Raw genomic sequence first — 16,570 nt, 5'->3', positions numbered from 1 at the left:
CTGATCCTCATCAGATGAATTGCGCGTTTTCTTCGGCGAGTGCCGATGCCTCGGCCATGACCCAGGTGATGACAGCGACGATGCAAGCTGCCAGCAAGGTCAGCATCGTGTCGCTGTCGAGACCGAGCGTCAGCCGGTGCTGGCCGGCAGGCGCGTCCCAGCTGAGCAGAACGGACAATGCCGCCGCCGAAACCGGTTTCAGCAAGGCGGATGCCAGCAGGCCGAGGCCAAAGTATCGCAAATTGCTGATGGCGCCCTGACCGAAGAAGTTGCCGGACGCGAAAGCGCCGAAGCAGCGCCTTGCGGCCATGAGCGCGAAGACGAGGCAGGCAAGCGGCACGAACGAGATCGCGAACCCGACCAGTCTTCGACCGAGGCCAAGCTCGCTCAGCCATTCCTGTGGGATTTGCGCATCGGCCGCGATCGAACTGGCGGAGACGCTGAGCCAGTAGAACAGCAGACCGATGGTCAGCAATATGGCGAGGACGACAAAACACCTCGCCAGCACTAGGCTGAAAAGTCGGATGCGTCTCAATCTAAGCTGGCGGGCAGGATCGGCAGGGACAGCCGTGATGACAGGTTCAATCATCGCCGTTATCACTCCATTGTAATGAATTATCGTTTTACAATAATTTGTTTATGCGTAATGATGATTCTTGTCAATTCCTCATCACAGGAGAAACCTATGCCTTCGTTCAAACGCCGGATTGCCGTGGCAGCCATCGCGATTGTCGCCGCGTCCATAACGCCTTTTGCTGCCATCGCCCTCCCGTCGACCGCGACAGGCCGGATATCGGTGGGGCAGGTGATGGAAATGCTCGACAAGGCCGACACCAGCCCGGTCGCCAGGCAAACGCTGGTCGCCTATGTCGCCGGGGTTGGCGAAGCCGCCGGCGTGATCGCCGACACGATCGGCAATGGCGGCCTCGTTTCCTGCAAGAGTTCTTTCAGCCTGGATACACGAGCGGTGCGCGCCGCCCTTGAAGCGGGCGCCCCTCGTCAGGGTAACTGGTCTCAGACACCGGCGACGCCACTGATCATTGCCGACATGGTCAAGCGTGCCGGTTGCAGGACCAGGAATTGAGCCTGGCGATCCGCTGGTTCTCAGTCGCGCGACAATCCTGTCGCGCGACTATTCCCAACCTGCGACCCCCGCGCGCGATCAGCGAGTGCGGTTCCAGAGCTCAATCGAAAAACGCCTCGACTACGTTGCGCTTGCCGAGCATGAAGGCGTCAGCGACATGCTGGAGCGGGGCCAGATCGACATCGGAAACGCCGGCGCGCACGATCTCGGCGAAGCGCTTGTAGAGCATCGGATATTCCGCTTCCGGCTCTTCGTGAATGAGCTTGCCATCGATGGCGAGCTTCGAGCCGCCGCCCGACAGCACCATGGCGCCCTTGTCGGTGTCGGCCAGGATGTCCCAGCTTTGCGGGCCTGTCTGCAGCCAGTCGAGGTCCATCGTCACCGGCAGGCCATTCGAGGTGCGGAAGGTGACGCGCGCGGCAACCGGGGAGGCGCGGTTTTCGGGAAAGTCGAGCACCGCCGAGGTGATGAACATGGCCGGCAGGATATGGGTGGCAATCGACAGCGCGTTGATGCCGGGATCGAAGACGCCAAAACCGCCGGGAGCCCAGATCCATTCCTGGTTCGGGTGCCAGCGGCGCACATCCTCTTTCCAGTTGATGGCAGCCGAGCGGATGCGGGCTGAACTTAGAAAAGCACGTGCGGCCTCGACGGCCGGCGCATAGCGCGAGTGCCAGCTGGCGAACAGCGAGACGCCGTTGTGCGCAGCCAATGTCTTGAGGTCTTCGACCTCGCTGACAGTAGCGCCTGGCGGCTTCTCCAGGAAGACATGCTTCTTTGCCGTCAGCGCCGTCCGCGCCGCGTCGTAGCGGAATTGCGGCGGCATGCAGAGCGAGACGGCCTCGAGCTCGGCTACGGCGTCGAGCATGGCTTCGATGGTGGGGAAATTCGGGATGTCATCCACCTTGCCGTGACGGCTGGCGGCCGCGACGAGGCGATAGTCCTGGTCTTTCGCCAGGGCCGGCAGGTGCTGGTCGCGGACGATCTTGCCGACGCCGACGATGCCTATCTTGATGGGCTGGGACATGGCCGCTCCGTCTGTTTGATGATGGTGATGGCTTCTTATCAGAACACTTGCCCCGGGCAAGCCGAAGCCGAGCAGCCAAGCTCAGCCTTCCCTTAGCGGCAGCACATTTGTCGGCTGGGAAGGCCTCGGTCGCCGATTCGGTTCGGCAGTCGATTCGAAAGCTGGACCGGGGTCAGATCGGCACGTCGAAGGTAACGATCGACACTTCGCCTTCGAGCGCGCCCTGGAAGGCGGAAATATGCGGCTCTTCGTCGGGGATGCCGTCCATGTCGCCGATCTGGTCGAGCTCGGCCTCGGCGTAACCTTCGGCGGCAAGCGATTCGAGCGCCCGGCGCACCGCCGAATCGTCGTCGGGCGCAACCAGCATGACGTGGACGCCTTCCGGTTTGCCGCCTTTTTTCTTCCACACCCGGCCGGTGATGATGGTGACCGGGCGTTCTTCGTTGTCGTTCACGGGCCGATTCCTCTTGGCAGCGGGTGGGCGGGCGAGGGGGTTTTGACTGCTCATGCGGCCTTTTCGCATGAAGCAAGGCCGCGCGACAGCGCAAACCCATTCACTTTGCCTGAAGGCTTGTCACTTTCTTCCTCGCTCTTGCAAAAATGCGAAAGAAAATTACATGCGGTTTTCGCATGGCTGCCAAGCCTTGGTCGGCGCGCAATATTTGGTGCTCCGGGCTTGACGGTCCGCGGTCTTACGGGTAGAAGCCGCCCAGTCAGAACCGATGTGAGGCTCTCCCTTCCGAAGCGACACGCTTTGGAGTTTGCCTCAAACAGGGTTCGTTTTACGAGCGAAAAGACATTTCCGGCGTGCACGAAGCGGCTTCCGCTTCCTCTGCCTTTTGTTCGGGCAAGACCGCGAGGCGCGGTTTATGGCCCGAATTTGCGTATGGAAATGACGCTTTGAGCGGCCCTGACCGGGCGAGACACGGAATTGAGAGACAAGAGGGTTTAATGCCTACCGTCAACCAGCTGATCCGCAAGCCGCGCATTGCGCCGGTGAAGCGCAACAAGGTCCCGGCCATGCAGCAGAACCCGCAGAAGCGGGGCGTCTGCACGCGCGTCTATACAACGACGCCGAAGAAGCCGAACTCGGCGCTGCGCAAGGTGGCCAAGATCCGCCTGACCAATGGTTTTGAAGTGATCGGGTACATCCCCGGCGAAGGCCACAACCTTCAGGAGCACTCCGTGGTGATGATCCGCGGCGGCCGCGTCAAGGATCTTCCGGGCGTTCGCTACCACATCATCCGCGGCGTGCTCGACACGCAGGGTGTGAAGAACCGCAAGCAGCGCCGTTCGAAGTACGGCGCCAAGCGTCCGAAGTAAGATTTTCCGGCCTTGGCGCTCCTTGAGTGCGTCGGGCTATGAGATTGAGAGACAAAAGCCATGTCGCGTCGTCACAGTGCAGAAAAGCGTGAGATCAATCCGGACCCGAAGTTCGGCGATCTGATCGTCACCAAGTTCATGAACGCCGTCATGTATGACGGCAAGAAGTCGGTCGCCGAGACCATCGTCTACGGCGCGCTCGACCAGGTTCAGTCGAAGACCAAGCAGGAGCCGGTCACCGTCTTCCATCAGGCGCTCGACAATGTCGCGCCGCATGTGGAAGTGCGTTCGCGTCGTGTCGGCGGCGCCACCTACCAGGTTCCGGTCGACGTGCGCCCCGAGCGCCGCCAGGCATTGGCCATTCGCTGGCTGATTGCTGCGGCCCGCAACCGCAACGAGACCACGATGGTCGACCGCCTCTCCGGCGAGCTGATGGACGCGGCCAACAACCGCGGCACCGCTGTCAAGAAGCGTGAAGACACCCACAAGATGGCTGAAGCCAACCGCGCTTTCGCGCACTACCGCTGGTAAAGCGCGAACGAGACTGAGAGGCAGCTACGATGGCCCGCGAATACAAAATCGAAGACTACCGCAATTTCGGTATCATGGCGCATATTGACGCCGGCAAGACGACGACCACCGAGCGCGTCCTCTACTACACGGGCAAGTCGCACAAGATCGGCGAAGTCCACGACGGCGCTGCCACCATGGATTGGATGGAGCAGGAGCAGGAGCGCGGCATCACCATCACGTCCGCCGCGACCACGACCTTCTGGAAGGCTCGTGACGGCAAGATGCACCGCTTCAACATCATCGACACCCCCGGCCACGTCGACTTCACCATCGAGGTCGAGCGTTCGCTGCGCGTGCTCGACGGCGCCATCGCGCTGCTCGATGCCAATGCCGGTGTTGAGCCGCAGACCGAGACTGTCTGGCGCCAGGCCGACAAATATCGCGTTCCGCGCATGATCTTCTGCAACAAGATGGACAAGATCGGCGCCGACTTCTATCGCTCGGTCGAGATGATCGGCTCGCGCCTCGGTGCGCATGCTGTTGTCATGCAGCTGCCGATTGGCGCCGAGACCGAGTTCAAGGGCGTTGTCGACCTCGTCGAGATGAACGCGCTGGTCTGGCGCGACGAGACGCTGGGCGCTGCCTGGGACATCGTCGAGATCCCGGACGACCTCAAGGCTCGTGCCGAAGAATACCGCGAGAAGATGATCGAGGCTGCCGTCGAAATGGACGAGACGGCGCTTGAGAATTACCTCGAAGGCAAGATGCCGTCGAATGACGAGATTCGCGCGCTGATCCGCAAGGGCACCATCGCGGTCAAGTTCTACCCGATGTTCTGTGGCTCGGCCTTCAAGAACAAGGGCGTGCAGCCGCTGCTCGACGCCGTTGTCGAATATCTGCCGTCGCCGGCCGATGTTCCCGCCATCAAGGGCGTCGATGCCAAGACCGACGCCGAGATCGAGCGTCATGCCGACGACAACGAGCCGCTGTCGATGCTCGCCTTCAAGATCATGAACGACCCGTTCGTCGGTTCGCTGACCTTTGCGCGCATCTATTCGGGCAGGCTCACCAAGGGCATCTCGGTCGACAACACCGTGAAGGGCAAGAAAGAGCGCATCGGCCGCATGCTGCAGATGCATGCGAACTCGCGCGCCGACGTCGAAGAGGCTTTTGCCGGCGATATCGTTGCTCTTGCCGGTCTCAAGGACACGACCACCGGCGACACGCTGAGCGATCCGCTGCATCCGGTCATCCTCGAGCGCATGGAATTCCCCGATCCGGTCATCCAGATCGCCATCGAGCCGAAGACCAAGAACGACCAGGAAAAGATGGGCCTCGCCCTTCATCGCCTGGCCGCCGAGGATCCGTCCTTCCGCGTCAAGACCGACGAGGAAAGCGGCCAGACAATCATTTCCGGCATGGGCGAACTCCACCTCGACATCATCGTCGACCGCATGCGTCGCGAGTTCAAGGTCGAGGCCAATGTCGGCGCACCGCAGGTGGCCTATCGCGAGACGATCACCCGCAAGCACGAGCAGGACTACACGCACAAGAAGCAGACCGGCGGTACCGGTCAGTTCGCTCGCGTCAAGATCCTGTTCGAGCCGAACCCCGATAGCAGCGAGTTCGAGTTCGATACCAAGATCGTCGGCGGCGCCGTGCCGAAGGAATACATCCCTGGTGTCGAAAAGGGCATCAACAGCGTCATGACCTCGGGTCCGTTCGCGGGCTTCCCGATGATCGGCGTCAAGGCGACCCTCATCGACGGCGCTTACCACGATGTCGACTCCAGCGTTCTGGCCTTCGAAATCGCCGGCCGCGCCTGCTTCCGTGAAGCAGCACCCAAGCTTGGCGTGCAGCTGCTCGAGCCGATCATGAAGGTCGAAGTCGTGACGCCGGAAGACTACGTCGGCAGCGTCATCGGCGATCTGAACGGTCGTCGTGGCCAGATCCAGGGTCAGGAAGCGCGTGGCGTCGCCGTTGTCATCAACGCGATGGTGCCGCTCGCCAACATGTTCAAGTATGTCGACAACCTGCGCTCGATGAGCCAGGGCCGTGCGGCCTACACGATGCAGTTCGATCACTACGAGCCGGTTCCGACCGCAGTGGCCCAGGAAGTCCAGAAGAAATACGCGTAAGGGTTCCTTAGCCACCGACGTCGCGTCCCTTGCGCGGTGCCGGATCTGAAGAGCGAATAACAATTTCCCCCAAGCGGGTAGAATAGACGGAGAACGATTATGGCCAAAGGTAAATTCGAGCGTAACAAGCCTCACGTGAACATCGGCACGATTGGCCACGTCGACCATGGCAAGACGTCGCTGACGGCGGCGATCACCAAGTATTTTGGCGAATACAAGCGCTACGACCAGATCGACGCTGCCCCTGAAGAGAAGGCGCGCGGCATCACGATCTCGACGGCTCACGTCGAATACGAAACGGCCAACCGCCACTACGCTCACGTCGACTGCCCCGGCCACGCCGACTATGTGAAGAACATGATCACCGGCGCCGCGCAGATGGACGGCGCGATCCTGGTCGTGTCGGCTGCCGACGGCCCGATGCCGCAGACCCGCGAGCACATCCTGCTGGCCCGTCAGGTCGGCGTGCCGTCGATCGTGGTGTTCCTGAACAAGGTCGACCAGGTCGACGACGCCGAGCTGCTCGAACTGGTCGAGCTCGAGGTTCGCGAGCTTCTGACCAAGAACGAATTCCCCGGCGACGACATTCCGATCGTCAAGGGTTCGGCTCTGGCTGCTCTCGAAGACTCGGACAAGAAGATCGGTGAAGACGCGATCCGCGAGCTGATGGCTGCGGTCGATGCCTACATCCCGACGCCGGTTCGTCCGCTCGACAAGCCGTTCCTGATGCCGATCGAGGACGTGTTCTCGATCTCGGGCCGCGGCACGGTCGTGACCGGCCGCGTCGAGCGCGGCGTGGTCAAGGTCGGCGAGGAGCTGGAAATCATCGGCATCCGTCCGACGACCAAGACGACCTGCACGGGCGTGGAAATGTTCCGCAAGCTGCTCGATCAGGGCCAGGCTGGCGACAACATCGGCGCGCTGCTGCGCGGCGTTGATCGTGAAGGTGTCGAGCGCGGCCAGGTTCTGGCCAAGCCGGGCACGGTGAAGCCGCACAAGAAGTTCGTGGCCGAAGCCTACATCCTGACCAAGGACGAAGGTGGCCGTCACACGCCGTTCTTCACCAACTACCGTCCGCAGTTCTACTTCCGCACGACCGACGTGACCGGCATCGTGTCGCTGCCGGAAGGCACCGAGATGGTGATGCCGGGCGACAACATCACGGTCGATGTCGAGCTGATCGTGCCGATCGCCATGGAAGAGAAGCTGCGCTTCGCTATCCGTGAAGGCGGCCGCACCGTCGGTGCCGGCATCGTCGTCACCATCAAAGAGTAATTTGGACTTAAACCGATCTGTCGCGGGCGCGGGAGTTGCCCGCGCCGCGCCAGAACAAGGAAGTGACGCATGAACGGACAGAATATCCGCATCCGCCTTAAGGCGTTTGACCACCGCGTGCTCGACGCCTCGACGAAGGAAATCGTGTCGACGGCCAAGCGTACCGGTGCAAACGTCCGCGGCCCCATTCCGCTGCCGACGCGGATCGAAAAGTTCACGGTCAACCGGTCGCCTCACGTCGACAAGAAGAGCCGCGAGCAGTTCGAGATGCGCACGCACAAGCGTCTGCTCGACATCGTCGATCCGACCCCGCAGACGGTCGATGCTTTGATGAAGCTCGATCTGGCCGCCGGCGTCGACGTCGAGATCAAGCTCTAAGGGAATGAGAGCGCGGTAAGGGGCGGTGCCCCTGGCCCGGAACTCTAAAGGAATTGAACCGATGCGTTCAGGTGTGATTGCAAAGAAGGTGGGAATGACCCGCATCTATAACGATGCCGGGGAACATGTTCCCGTCACCGTTCTCCTGATGGAGAACTGCCAGGTCGTGGCCCAGCGCACGCAAGAGAAGAATGGCTACACCGCCGTTCAGCTCGGCGTTGGCCTTGCCAAGGTGAAGAACACGTCGAAGGCGATGCGCGGCCATTTCGCGACCGCTTCCGTCGAGCCGAAGGCGAAGGTCGCCGAGTTCCGCGTCTCCGCCGACAACATGATCGATGTCGGCGCCGAGATCACCGTCGAGCACTTCGTCGCCGGCCAGAAGGTCGATGTGACGGGCACGACGATCGGCAAGGGCTTTCAGGGCGTCATCAAGCGCCACCACATGGGCGGTGGCCGTGCAACGCACGGTAACTCGGTTTCGCACCGTACGCACGGTTCGACCGGCCAGCGCCAGGACCCGGGCAAGGTGTTCAAGGGCAAGCATATGGCTGGCCACATGGGCGACACCCGCGTCACCACGCAGAATGTCGAGATCGTATCGACCGACGCCGACCGCGGCCTGATCCTGATCCGCGGTGCGGTTCCCGGATCGAAGGGCGCCTGGATCCTGGTTCGCGATGCGGCCAAGGTGGCACTGCCGGCCAATGCGCCGAAGCCTGCCGCGATCCGCGCCGTTGCTGCCGAAAGTGGCGCCAAGAACGAGGCTCCGGCCACAGAGGGAGCGGAATAATGGATCTCAAGATCACAACGCTGGGCGGCAAGGACGCCGGCAAGGTGGAACTCTCCGACGAGATTTTCGGCCTTGATCCGCGCGAAGACATCCTGCAGCGCGTCGTGCGCTGGCAGCTTGCCAAGAAGCAGCAGGGCACGCACAAGACCAAGGGTCGCGCCGAGATCGCGCGCACCGGCGCCAAGATGTACAAGCAGAAGGGTACGGGCCGCGCCCGTCACCATTCGGCACGCGCTCCGCAGTTCCGCGGCGGCGGCAAGGCCCACGGCCCGGTCGTTCGCAGCCACGAGCACGAACTGCCGAAGAAGGTTCGCGCTCTCGGCCTCAAGCATGCTCTCTCGGCCAAGGCCAAGAGCGCGTCGATCATCATCATCGACGAGCTGAAGCTGACCGAGGCCAAGACGAAGGCGCTGATCGCGAATTTCGCGACGCTGGGCCTGACCAATGCTTTGCTGATCGGCGGCGCCGAGCTTGACAAGAACTTCAAGCTGGCGGCGACGAACATCCCCAACATCGACGTGCTGCCCATCCAGGGCATCAACGTCTACGACATTCTGCGCCGCGGCACGCTGGTCCTTTCGAAGGCCGCCGTCGAGGCTCTCGAGGAGCGTTTTAAATGACCGACCTTCGTCATTACGACGTGATCGTCTCGCCGGCGATCACCGAAAAGTCGACCATGGCCTCCGAGCAGAACAAGGTCGTCTTCAACGTCGCCAAGAAGGCGTCGAAGCCGGAAATCAAGGCCGCCGTCGAAGCGCTGTTCGGCGTCAAGGTGATGGCCGTGAACACGCTTGTCCGCAAGGGCAAGATCAAGCGCTTCCGTGGCACGGTTGGCCGCCAGAGCGACGTCAAGAAGGCGGTTGTGACGCTGGCCGATGGCCAGTCGATCGACGTCGCGACGGGTCTCTGAGCAAGGCCGCGAGGACAGAACAATGGCACTGAAAAAATTCAACCCGGTAACGCCCAGCACCCGTCAGCTGGTCATCGTCGACCGCTCGGGCCTCTACAAGGGCAAGCCCGTCAAGGGTCTGACCGAAGGCCTGACCAAGTCGGGCGGCCGCAACAATCACGGTCGCATCACCGCCCGCTTCATCGGCGGTGGTCACAAGCGTTCGTACCGCATCATCGACTTCAAGCGCCGCAAGTTCGACGTCGTCGGCACGGTCGAGCGCATTGAGTACGATCCGAACCGCACCGCCTTCATCGCGCTGATCAAGTATGAGGATGGCGAGCTGTCCTACATCATCGCTCCGCAGCGTCTGGCTCCCGGCGACAAGATCGTGTCCGGTGAATCGGTCGACGTGAAGCCGGGCAATGCGATGCCGCTGGCTTCGATGCCGGTCGGCACCATCGTCCACAACATCGAGCTGAAGCCGGGCAAGGGCGCTCAGGTCGCCCGTTCGGCAGGTGGTTACGGTCAGCTGGTCGGTCGTGACCAGGGCATGGCGATCCTGCGCCTCAATTCGGGCGAGCAGCGTGTCGTTCACGGCTCCTGCATGGCCACTGTTGGCGCCGTGTCCAATCCGGACCACGGCAACATCAATGACGGCAAGGCCGGTCGCACGGTCTGGCGTGGCAAGCGCCCGCACAATCGCGGCGTGACCATGAACCCGGTCGACCATCCGCACGGCGGCGGCGAAGGCCGCACATCGGGTGGCCGCCATCCGGTTTCGCCCTGGGGCAAGCCGACCAAGGGCAAGAAGACGCGGTCCAACAAGGCGACCGACAAGTTCATCCTGCGCTCGCGCCATCAGCGCAAGAGCTAAGAAGAGGTAACGCCAAGTGACTCGTTCGATTTGGAAAGGCCCCTTCATTGACGGCTACCTTCTCAAGAAGGTGGACAAGGTTCGTGAAGGTGGTCGCAATGAGGTGATCAAGATGTGGAGCCGTCGCTCCACCATCCTGCCGCAGTTCGTCGGCTTCACCTTCGGTGTCTACAACGGCCAGAAGCATGTTCCCGTCTCGGTGAACGAGGACATGGTCGGTCACAAGTTCGGTGAATTCGCTCCGACCCGGACCTATTACGGTCACGGCGCGGATAAGAAGGCGAAGAGGAAATAATCATGGGCAAGGCCAAAGCTCCGCGCAGGCTTGCTGATAACGAAGCGCGCGCCGTATTGCGCACGATCCGTATCAGCCCGCAGAAGCTGAACCTGGTTGCCGCGCTGATCCGCGGCAAGAAGGTCGCGACAGCGCTTTCCGATCTCGAATTCTCGGCCAAGCGGATTTCCGGCACGGTCAAGAAGACGCTGGAATCGGCAATCGCCAACGCGGAAAACAACCACGACCTGGATGTCGATGCGCTGATCGTGGCGGAAGCCTATGTCGGCAAGTCGATCGTCATGAAGCGGTTCCATGCCCGTGGCCGCGGTCGCGCCAGCCGTATCGAGAAGCCGTTCTCGCACCTCACGATCGTCGTTCGTGAAGTCGAAGAAAAAGGGGAGGCCGCATAATGGGCCAGAAAGTCAATCCGATCGGTCTTCGCCTCGGCATCAACCGCACCTGGGATTCGCGCTGGTTCGCGAACACCGGCGAGTACGGCAAGCTGCTGCATGAGGACATCAAGATCCGCAAGTATCTCGAGAAGGAGCTCAAGCAGGCTGCCATCTCGAAGGTCGTGATCGAGCGTCCGCACAAGAAGTGCCGCGTCACCATCCATGCCGCGCGCCCGGGTCTGATCATCGGCAAGAAGGGCGCCGACATCGAGAAGCTTCGCAAGAAGCTGATGGAGATGACGAAGTCCGAGACGCACCTCAACATCGTTGAAGTGCGCAAGCCGGAGATCGACGCGACCCTGGTCGCCCAGTCGATCGCCCAGCAGCTCGAGCGTCGTATCGCGTTCCGCCGCGCCATGAAGCGTGCCGTTCAGTCGGCGATGCGCCTCGGTGCCGAAGGCATCCGCATCAACTGCGCCGGCCGCCTCGGCGGCGCTGAGATCGCGCGTATGGAATGGTATCGCGAAGGTCGCGTGCCGCTGCATACGCTGCGTGCGGACGTCGACTACGGTACGGCCGAAGCGCACACGGCTTATGGCATCTGCGGCGTCAAGGTCTGGGTGTTCAAGGGCGAGATCCTTGAGCATGACCCGATGGCTTCGGAGCGTCGGGCCAGCGAAAGCGATGCAGCGCATGGCGGTGGTGGTGATCGCGAACGCGGTCGTCGTCGCGAAAACGCCTGAGACATTTAGGAATTTGGAGTTAGAACGATGCTGCAGCCAAAGCGCACAAAGTTCCGCAAGCAGTTCAAGGGCCGTATCCATGGTACCGCAAAGGGCGGCACCAACCTGGATTTCGGTGGTTTCGGGCTGAAGGCGCTTGAGCCGAACCGCGTCACCGCACGTGAGATCGAGGCGGCCCGCCGCGCGATCACCCGTGAAATGAAGCGCGCTGGTCGCGTCTGGATCCGTATTTTCCCGGACGTGCCGGTCACTTCGAAGCCGACCGAAGTCCGCATGGGTAAGGGCAAGGGCGCGGTCGATTATTGGGCGGCGCGCGTCAAGCCAGGCCGCATCATGTTCGAGATCGACGGCGTCAATGAAGAAACCGCCCGTGAGGCACTGCGTCTCGGCGCGGCCAAGCTCTCGGTCAAGACGCGCTTCGTGCAGCGCATCGCAGAATAAGGACGGGCTGATCATGAAAGCCGAAGACATCCGGACCAAGACCCAGGACCAGCTGACCGACGACCTGGCCAGCCTGAAGAAGGAGCAGTTCAACCTGCGCTTCCAGAAGGCCACCGGCCAGCTCGAGAAGACCGCGCGCGTGAGACAGGTTCGTAAGGACATTGCGCGTATCAAGACCATCGCTGCGGAAAAGTCCGCGGCTAAGAAGGCTTAAGGACGAAAACCATGCCAAAGCGCATTCTGCAGGGCACCGTCGTCAGCGACAAGAACGAGAAGACGGTTGTCGTCAAGGTCGAACGGCGCTTCACGCATCCCGTGATGAAGAAGACCGTGCGCATGACCAAGAAGTACAAGGCGCACGACGAGAACAACGCCCACAAGGTTGGCGATCAGGTGTTCATCCAGGAATCGAAGCCGATTTCCAAGGACAAGCGCTGGATCGTCGTGTCTTCGGACCAAGCCTGACCTCGGGCGTAAACAACGAATTTTGGACAGACCGGGGAGGGGCTTTGAGCCCATCCCGTTAGAAGAGAAGAAGGCGGCCAGTCATGATTCAGATGCAAACAAACCTCGACGTCGCGGATAATTCCGGCGCCCGTCGTGTCATGTGCATCAAGGTGCTGGGCGGCTCGAAGCGGAAATACGCTTCCGTGGGCGACATCATCGTGGTGTCGATCAAGGAAGCCATTCCGCGCGGCCGCGTGAAGAAGGGCGATGTGATGAAGGCGGTCGTGGTTCGCACGGCCAAGGACATTCGCCGCCCGGATGGCAGCGTGATCCGTTTCGACAAGAACGCGGCCGTTCTCGTCGACAACAAGAAAGAGCCGATCGGCACGCGTATCTTCGGACCGGTTCCGCGCGAACTCCGCGCCAAGAACCACATGAAGATCATCTCGCTCGCGCCTGAAGTGCTGTAAGGAGCCGGACCAATGCAAAAAATTAGAAAAGGCGACAAGGTCGTCGTGCTGGCCGGCAAGGACAAGGGCCGTTCGGGCGAAGTCCTCTCGGTACAGCCGAAGGAAGACACCGCGCTGGTGCGCGGCGTCAACATGATCCGCCGTCACCAGAAGCAGTCCCAGTCCCAAGAGGGCGGGATCATCACCAAGGAAGCGCCGATCCAGCTGTCGAACATCGCGCTGGCCGACCCCAAGGATGGCAAGCCGACCCGCGTCGGCTTCATCTTCCAGAAGGACGGCAAGAAGGTGCGCGTCGCCAAGCGCTCGGGAGAAGTCATCAATGGCTAAGGCTCAAACCACGAAGCCCACGGCTGAAAGCAAACAGTCCAAGGCTCAGAACACGCCGCGCCTCAAGCAGGTCTACAACGAGACCATCCGCAAGGCGCTGCAGGAACAGTTCGGCTACGACAACGAGATGCAGGTTCCGCGCATCGACAAGATCGTGCTGAACATGGGCGTCGGCGAAGCGACCGCCGATTCGAAGAAGCCTTCGATCGCGGCCGAAGACCTGGCGATGATTGCCGGCCAGAAGGCCGTCGTCACCCGCGCCCGCAACTCGATCGCCGGCTTCAAGGTCCGCGAGAAGATGCCAATCGGCGCCAAGGTCACGTTGCGCAAGGAACGGATGTATGAGTTCCTCGACCGCCTCGTGAACATCGCACTGCCGCGCGTCCGCGACTTTCGCGGACTGAATCCGAAGAGCTTCGATGGCCGTGGCAACTACGCCATGGGCATCAAGGAACACATCGTGTTCCCGGAGATCAACTACGACAAGGTTGATCAGATCTGGGGCATGGACGTCATCGTTTGTACGACTGCGAAGACGGACGACGAAGCCAGGGCATTGCTCAAGGCCTTCAACTTCCCCTTCCGCCAGTAACGGCAGCGAGAAAAGGAAAAATCTGAAATGGCAAAGACCAGCTCAGTCGAGAAGAACAACAGGCGCCGCAAGCTTGCCGACCAGTACGGTCCCAAGCGGGCTGCGCTCAAGGCGATCATCATGGATCAGTCCAAGCCGATGGAAGAGCGTTTCCGCGCTCAGCTCAAGCTTGCTGCCATGCCGCGCAACTCGGCCAAGATCCGCATCCGCAACCGCTGCGAAGTCACCGGCCGTCCGCGCGCCTACTATCGCAAGCTCAAAGTATCGCGCATCGCGCTTCGTGATCTCGGCAATAACGGCCAGATCCCGGGCCTGGTCAAGTCGAGCTGGTAAGGAGGACATAACATGTCATTGAGCGATCCTCTCGGCGATATGCTGACCCGCATCCGCAACGCGTATGGCCGCAAGAAGTCGAGCGTTTCGACGCCGGCTTCGCGTCTGCGCACCCGCGTCCTCGACGTGCTGAAGGCTGAAGGCTATATCCGCGATTACAGCCAGACCGACTTCGACAACGGCAAGTCCGAAATCGAGATCGAGCTGAAGTATTTCGACGGCGCGCCGGTCGTGCGCGAAATCGCCCGCGTTTCGAAGCCAGGCCGCCGCGTCTATGTTTCGGCCAAGTCGATTCCGCAGGTCGCAAACGGCCTCGGCATCGCCATCCTTTCGACACCGAAGGGCGTGATGGCCGACCATGAAGCACGTGAACAGAACGTCGGCGGTGAGATCCTCTGCCAGATCTTCTGATCTGGCAGTTGACCGCAAAGTGGAATCCGGTCTTCGGATCGTTCCCGAAGACAGAGACCTGAAACAAGAGAAGTGACGAGGACAACAAAATGTCTCGTATTGGAAAGAAACCCGTTTCGCTGCCGCAGGGCGTGACCGCGACCGTCAACGGCCAGACCGTGACGGCGAAGGGCCCCAAGGGTGAGCTGAAGTTCGTGGTGAACGACGAAGTGCTGGTCAAGATGGAAGGCAGCGAGATCGCTGTCCAGCCGCGCGACCAGACCAAGACCGCCCGCTCCAAGTGGGGCATGTCGCGCACGCAGATCGTCAACATCCTGCAGGGTGTCAAGGACGGTTTCGAGAAGAAGCTCGAGATCACCGGCGTCGGCTATCGCGCGGCACTTCAGGGCAAGAACCTGCAGCTGGCGCTTGGCTTCAGCCATGACGTCGTCTATGAGACGCCGCAGGGCATCACCATCACCGTGCCGAAGCCGACTGAAATCACTGTGGCCGGCATCGACAAGCAGCAGGTCGGCCAGGTTGCGGCCGAGATCCGCGAGTATCGTGGTCCCGAGCCTTACAAGGGCAAGGGCGTCCGCTACGCCGGCGAGAAGATCGTCCGCAAGGAAGGCAAGAAGAAGTAGTAGGCCTGGCCTCGAGAAGTTGAAGACTTTTCGGAAAGGGCCAAGCCAAGAGTGTAACGCCGCGGGGAGCGGTCGCGGGAGGCGCTTTCGCCTACCGCATATGGCGGCCCCCGTTTTTTGAAGGCAAGGAAGACCATCATGGGTACCAAGGAATCCACGCAGCGCCGCGCGCAGCGCGTCCGTCGTCAGATCAAGAAGGTCGCCGGCGAGCGTCCGCGTCTGTCGGTTCACCGCACGTCGAAGAACATCTATGTGCAGGTCATCGACGACGCCAAGGGCCACACCATCGCCGCCGCTTCGACGCTCGAGAAGGACTTCAAGGGTTCGCTCAAGACCGGCGCCGACACCGCTGCCGCCACCGCGATCGGCAAGCTGATCGCCGAGCGCGCCACCAAGGCCGGCGTCAAGGAAGTCGTCTTCGACCGCGGCGCTTACATCTATCACGGCCGCGTCAAGGCGCTCGCCGAGGCTGCCCGCGAAGGTGGCTTGAGCTTCTAAGCATGATCCCGAAAAGTTGCAGACTTTTCGGATAAAGATTATGCGAAGGAAATGATTTCGCCCCCGGTGACCGTTTCCCGATTTAATCGGGGCGAGGCACCGGATCTTATCAGCAACCGTGCTTCCGGAAAAAAACAAGGAACAGGATATGGCACAGGAACGTAGGGATGGCGGCCGCGGCCGCGATCGTGAAGAACGCGATGACGGCATGGTGGACAAGCTCGTCCACATCAACCGCGTCGCCAAGGTCGTCAAGGGCGGCCGTCGCTTCGGTTTTGCAGCACTCGTCGTCGTCGGCGACCAGAAGGGCCGCGTCGGCTTTGGTCACGGCAAGGCGCGCGAAGTGCCGGAAGCTATCCGCAAGGCAACTGAATCGGCCAAGCGCGACATGATTTTCGTGCCGCTGCGCTCGGGCCGTACGCTGCATCACGACGTCGAAGGACGCTGGGGTGCTGGACGCGTGCTGCTGCGCGCCGCCAAGCAAGGTACCGGCATCATCGCCGGTGGCCCGATGCGCGCTGTCTTCGAGACGCTCGGCATGCATGACGTGGTCGCCAAGTCGATGGGTTCGTCGAACCCCTACAACATGGTTCGCGCCACCTTCGACGCGCTGAAGAGCCAGATGCATCCCAAGGATGTGGCTGCTGCTCGCGGCATCAAGTATTCGACCCTTCAGGCCCGCCGCGGCACCGCCGTTGCGGCTGAAGAATAGTCGATCTGAC

Annotated in this window: 27 protein-coding genes; 24 read left to right on the top strand and 3 right to left on the bottom strand. The window is 61.5% G+C overall.

Annotation, left to right across the window (positions count from 1 at the left end):
• Positions 1–10: 10 nt before the first annotated feature.
• The gene (locus EOC83_RS28260; protein ID WP_063168071.1) at positions 11–589 is read right to left on the bottom strand and encodes a DUF2975 domain-containing protein; all 579 of its coding nucleotides are present in this window, start codon (positions 587–589) and stop codon (positions 11–13) included.
• Positions 590–685: 96 nt separating this feature from the next.
• Here EOC83_RS28260 and EOC83_RS28255 point away from each other — a divergent pair, with 96 nt between their 5' ends.
• Positions 686–1,084 carry a chlorophyllide reductase subunit BchY gene (locus tag EOC83_RS28255; RefSeq protein WP_013531418.1) on the top strand — a complete coding sequence of 133 codons (399 nt, stop codon included), beginning with the start codon at positions 686–688 and terminating at the stop codon, positions 1,082–1,084.
• Between the two features lie 100 nt (positions 1,085–1,184).
• Here the strand turns inward: EOC83_RS28255 and EOC83_RS28250 are convergent, their stop codons facing one another.
• On the bottom strand, positions 1,185–2,111 hold the full coding sequence (locus EOC83_RS28250; protein WP_013531419.1) for a Gfo/Idh/MocA family oxidoreductase: 927 nt from the start codon (positions 2,109–2,111) through the stop codon (positions 1,185–1,187).
• Between the two features lie 172 nt (positions 2,112–2,283).
• The gene (locus tag EOC83_RS28245) at positions 2,284–2,565 is read right to left on the bottom strand and encodes a transcriptional regulator (protein ID WP_013531420.1); all 282 of its coding nucleotides are present in this window, start codon (positions 2,563–2,565) and stop codon (positions 2,284–2,286) included.
• A gap of 497 nt (positions 2,566–3,062) precedes the next feature.
• On the opposite strand from EOC83_RS28245, the gene rpsL reads away from it, so the two are divergent.
• The 23 genes from rpsL (at position 3,063) to rpsE (ending at position 16,560) form a co-directional block, all read left to right on the top strand.
• Positions 3,063–3,434, top strand: a complete 372-nt coding sequence (gene rpsL / locus EOC83_RS28240) for a 30S ribosomal protein S12 (protein WP_006333356.1) — start codon at positions 3,063–3,065, stop codon at positions 3,432–3,434.
• A 60-nt stretch (positions 3,435–3,494) separates the two neighbouring features.
• Positions 3,495–3,965, top strand: a complete 471-nt coding sequence (gene rpsG / locus EOC83_RS28235) for a 30S ribosomal protein S7 (RefSeq protein WP_008875664.1) — start codon at positions 3,495–3,497, stop codon at positions 3,963–3,965.
• A 29-nt stretch (positions 3,966–3,994) separates the two neighbouring features.
• Positions 3,995–6,085 (top strand): elongation factor G, encoded by a 2,091-nt coding sequence (gene fusA, locus EOC83_RS28230; RefSeq protein ID WP_013531421.1) that lies wholly within the window; start codon positions 3,995–3,997, stop codon positions 6,083–6,085.
• Between the two features lie 99 nt (positions 6,086–6,184).
• Positions 6,185–7,360, top strand: a complete 1,176-nt coding sequence (tuf, locus tag EOC83_RS28225) for an elongation factor Tu (protein ID WP_013531404.1) — start codon at positions 6,185–6,187, stop codon at positions 7,358–7,360.
• Between the two features lie 69 nt (positions 7,361–7,429).
• A complete protein-coding gene (gene rpsJ, locus EOC83_RS28220; RefSeq protein ID WP_010909272.1) occupies positions 7,430–7,738 on the top strand; it encodes a 30S ribosomal protein S10 in 309 nt (102 codons plus the stop codon).
• Positions 7,739–7,799: 61 nt separating this feature from the next.
• A complete protein-coding gene (gene rplC / locus EOC83_RS28215) occupies positions 7,800–8,528 on the top strand; it encodes a 50S ribosomal protein L3 (RefSeq protein WP_013531422.1) in 729 nt (242 codons plus the stop codon).
• The gene (gene rplD / locus EOC83_RS28210; RefSeq protein WP_013531423.1) at positions 8,528–9,148 is read left to right on the top strand and encodes a 50S ribosomal protein L4; all 621 of its coding nucleotides are present in this window, start codon (positions 8,528–8,530) and stop codon (positions 9,146–9,148) included. The genes rplC and rplD overlap by 1 nt, the downstream gene beginning before the upstream one ends.
• Positions 9,145–9,438, top strand: a complete 294-nt coding sequence (locus EOC83_RS28205; RefSeq protein WP_013531424.1) for a 50S ribosomal protein L23 — start codon at positions 9,145–9,147, stop codon at positions 9,436–9,438. Before rplD ends, EOC83_RS28205 begins: the two co-directional genes overlap by 4 nt.
• A 22-nt stretch (positions 9,439–9,460) precedes the next feature.
• Complete coding sequence (gene rplB / locus EOC83_RS28200; RefSeq protein ID WP_013531425.1) at positions 9,461–10,294, top strand: 50S ribosomal protein L2; 834 nt, start codon at positions 9,461–9,463, stop codon at positions 10,292–10,294.
• A gap of 16 nt (positions 10,295–10,310) precedes the next feature.
• The gene (rpsS, locus tag EOC83_RS28195; protein WP_006205463.1) at positions 10,311–10,589 is read left to right on the top strand and encodes a 30S ribosomal protein S19; all 279 of its coding nucleotides are present in this window, start codon (positions 10,311–10,313) and stop codon (positions 10,587–10,589) included.
• A gap of 2 nt (positions 10,590–10,591) precedes the next feature.
• On the top strand, positions 10,592–10,981 hold the full coding sequence (gene rplV, locus EOC83_RS28190; RefSeq protein ID WP_006205462.1) for a 50S ribosomal protein L22: 390 nt from the start codon (positions 10,592–10,594) through the stop codon (positions 10,979–10,981).
• Positions 10,981–11,706, top strand: coding sequence for a 30S ribosomal protein S3 (gene rpsC, locus EOC83_RS28185; protein WP_013531426.1), 726 nt, complete (start codon positions 10,981–10,983; stop codon positions 11,704–11,706). The genes rplV and rpsC overlap by 1 nt, the downstream gene beginning before the upstream one ends.
• Before the next feature lie 27 nt (positions 11,707–11,733).
• The gene (rplP, locus tag EOC83_RS28180; protein WP_013531427.1) at positions 11,734–12,147 is read left to right on the top strand and encodes a 50S ribosomal protein L16; all 414 of its coding nucleotides are present in this window, start codon (positions 11,734–11,736) and stop codon (positions 12,145–12,147) included.
• A 13-nt stretch (positions 12,148–12,160) separates the two neighbouring features.
• The gene (rpmC, locus tag EOC83_RS28175) at positions 12,161–12,361 is read left to right on the top strand and encodes a 50S ribosomal protein L29 (protein WP_006205459.1); all 201 of its coding nucleotides are present in this window, start codon (positions 12,161–12,163) and stop codon (positions 12,359–12,361) included.
• 11 nt (positions 12,362–12,372) lie between these two features.
• The gene (rpsQ, locus tag EOC83_RS28170) at positions 12,373–12,612 is read left to right on the top strand and encodes a 30S ribosomal protein S17 (RefSeq protein ID WP_010909280.1); all 240 of its coding nucleotides are present in this window, start codon (positions 12,373–12,375) and stop codon (positions 12,610–12,612) included.
• 83 nt (positions 12,613–12,695) lie between these two features.
• A complete protein-coding gene (rplN, locus tag EOC83_RS28165; protein WP_006205457.1) occupies positions 12,696–13,064 on the top strand; it encodes a 50S ribosomal protein L14 in 369 nt (122 codons plus the stop codon).
• Positions 13,065–13,076: 12 nt separating this feature from the next.
• A complete protein-coding gene (gene rplX, locus EOC83_RS28160) occupies positions 13,077–13,391 on the top strand; it encodes a 50S ribosomal protein L24 (protein ID WP_013531428.1) in 315 nt (104 codons plus the stop codon).
• Entirely contained in the window at positions 13,384–13,983 is a 600-nt protein-coding gene (gene rplE, locus EOC83_RS28155; RefSeq protein ID WP_063168070.1) for a 50S ribosomal protein L5, read from the top strand. The genes rplX and rplE overlap by 8 nt, the downstream gene beginning before the upstream one ends.
• A 27-nt stretch (positions 13,984–14,010) precedes the next feature.
• The gene (rpsN, locus tag EOC83_RS28150; protein ID WP_013895695.1) at positions 14,011–14,316 is read left to right on the top strand and encodes a 30S ribosomal protein S14; all 306 of its coding nucleotides are present in this window, start codon (positions 14,011–14,013) and stop codon (positions 14,314–14,316) included.
• A gap of 12 nt (positions 14,317–14,328) precedes the next feature.
• Complete coding sequence (rpsH, locus tag EOC83_RS28145; RefSeq protein WP_013531431.1) at positions 14,329–14,727, top strand: 30S ribosomal protein S8; 399 nt, start codon at positions 14,329–14,331, stop codon at positions 14,725–14,727.
• An 89-nt stretch (positions 14,728–14,816) separates the two neighbouring features.
• Positions 14,817–15,350, top strand: a complete 534-nt coding sequence (rplF, locus tag EOC83_RS28140) for a 50S ribosomal protein L6 (RefSeq protein WP_013531432.1) — start codon at positions 14,817–14,819, stop codon at positions 15,348–15,350.
• Between the two features lie 138 nt (positions 15,351–15,488).
• The gene (gene rplR, locus EOC83_RS28135) at positions 15,489–15,848 is read left to right on the top strand and encodes a 50S ribosomal protein L18 (protein ID WP_013531433.1); all 360 of its coding nucleotides are present in this window, start codon (positions 15,489–15,491) and stop codon (positions 15,846–15,848) included.
• Positions 15,849–15,996: 148 nt separating this feature from the next.
• Complete coding sequence (gene rpsE, locus EOC83_RS28130; protein ID WP_006333394.1) at positions 15,997–16,560, top strand: 30S ribosomal protein S5; 564 nt, start codon at positions 15,997–15,999, stop codon at positions 16,558–16,560.
• Positions 16,561–16,570: the final 10 nt, after the last annotated feature.

The organism is Mesorhizobium sp. Primo-A, from assembly GCF_003997175.1.
In the GTDB taxonomy this organism is placed as follows: domain Bacteria; phylum Pseudomonadota; class Alphaproteobacteria; order Rhizobiales; family Rhizobiaceae; genus Mesorhizobium; species Mesorhizobium ciceri.
Note: the sequence above shows the minus strand (reverse complement) of the source record. Positions and strands in the feature narration are given on the sequence as shown.

Bases quoted from the DNA above. Each gene is read 5' to 3' on its own strand.
- fusA (WP_013531421.1), top strand. From the start codon at position 3,995: ATGGCCCGCGAATACAAAATCGAAGACTACCGCAATTTCGGTATCATG.
- rplC (WP_013531422.1), top strand. From the start codon at position 7,800: ATGCGTTCAGGTGTGATTGCAAAGAAGGTGGGAATGACCCGCATCTAT.
- rplB (WP_013531425.1), top strand. From the start codon at position 9,461: ATGGCACTGAAAAAATTCAACCCGGTAACGCCCAGCACCCGTCAGCTG.
- EOC83_RS28255 (WP_013531418.1), top strand. From the start codon at position 686: ATGCCTTCGTTCAAACGCCGGATTGCCGTGGCAGCCATCGCGATTGTC.
- rpsH (WP_013531431.1), top strand. From the start codon at position 14,329: ATGTCATTGAGCGATCCTCTCGGCGATATGCTGACCCGCATCCGCAAC.
- rpmC (WP_006205459.1), top strand. From the start codon at position 12,161: ATGAAAGCCGAAGACATCCGGACCAAGACCCAGGACCAGCTGACCGAC.
- rplX (WP_013531428.1), top strand. From the start codon at position 13,077: ATGCAAAAAATTAGAAAAGGCGACAAGGTCGTCGTGCTGGCCGGCAAG.
- EOC83_RS28205 (WP_013531424.1), top strand. From the start codon at position 9,145: ATGACCGACCTTCGTCATTACGACGTGATCGTCTCGCCGGCGATCACC.
- rpsL (WP_006333356.1), top strand. From the start codon at position 3,063: ATGCCTACCGTCAACCAGCTGATCCGCAAGCCGCGCATTGCGCCGGTG.
- rplN (WP_006205457.1), top strand. From the start codon at position 12,696: ATGATTCAGATGCAAACAAACCTCGACGTCGCGGATAATTCCGGCGCC.
- rplP (WP_013531427.1), top strand. From the start codon at position 11,734: ATGCTGCAGCCAAAGCGCACAAAGTTCCGCAAGCAGTTCAAGGGCCGT.
- rplR (WP_013531433.1), top strand. From the start codon at position 15,489: ATGGGTACCAAGGAATCCACGCAGCGCCGCGCGCAGCGCGTCCGTCGT.
- EOC83_RS28250 (WP_013531419.1), bottom strand. From the start codon at position 2,111: ATGTCCCAGCCCATCAAGATAGGCATCGTCGGCGTCGGCAAGATCGTC.
- rpsJ (WP_010909272.1), top strand. From the start codon at position 7,430: ATGAACGGACAGAATATCCGCATCCGCCTTAAGGCGTTTGACCACCGC.
- rplV (WP_006205462.1), top strand. From the start codon at position 10,592: ATGGGCAAGGCCAAAGCTCCGCGCAGGCTTGCTGATAACGAAGCGCGC.
- rpsQ (WP_010909280.1), top strand. From the start codon at position 12,373: ATGCCAAAGCGCATTCTGCAGGGCACCGTCGTCAGCGACAAGAACGAG.
- rpsG (WP_008875664.1), top strand. From the start codon at position 3,495: ATGTCGCGTCGTCACAGTGCAGAAAAGCGTGAGATCAATCCGGACCCG.
- tuf (WP_013531404.1), top strand. From the start codon at position 6,185: ATGGCCAAAGGTAAATTCGAGCGTAACAAGCCTCACGTGAACATCGGC.
- rpsE (WP_006333394.1), top strand. From the start codon at position 15,997: ATGGCACAGGAACGTAGGGATGGCGGCCGCGGCCGCGATCGTGAAGAA.
- rpsN (WP_013895695.1), top strand. From the start codon at position 14,011: ATGGCAAAGACCAGCTCAGTCGAGAAGAACAACAGGCGCCGCAAGCTT.
- rplE (WP_063168070.1), top strand. From the start codon at position 13,384: ATGGCTAAGGCTCAAACCACGAAGCCCACGGCTGAAAGCAAACAGTCC.
- rpsC (WP_013531426.1), top strand. From the start codon at position 10,981: ATGGGCCAGAAAGTCAATCCGATCGGTCTTCGCCTCGGCATCAACCGC.
- rplF (WP_013531432.1), top strand. From the start codon at position 14,817: ATGTCTCGTATTGGAAAGAAACCCGTTTCGCTGCCGCAGGGCGTGACC.
- EOC83_RS28260 (WP_063168071.1), bottom strand. From the start codon at position 589: ATGATTGAACCTGTCATCACGGCTGTCCCTGCCGATCCTGCCCGCCAG.
- rplD (WP_013531423.1), top strand. From the start codon at position 8,528: ATGGATCTCAAGATCACAACGCTGGGCGGCAAGGACGCCGGCAAGGTG.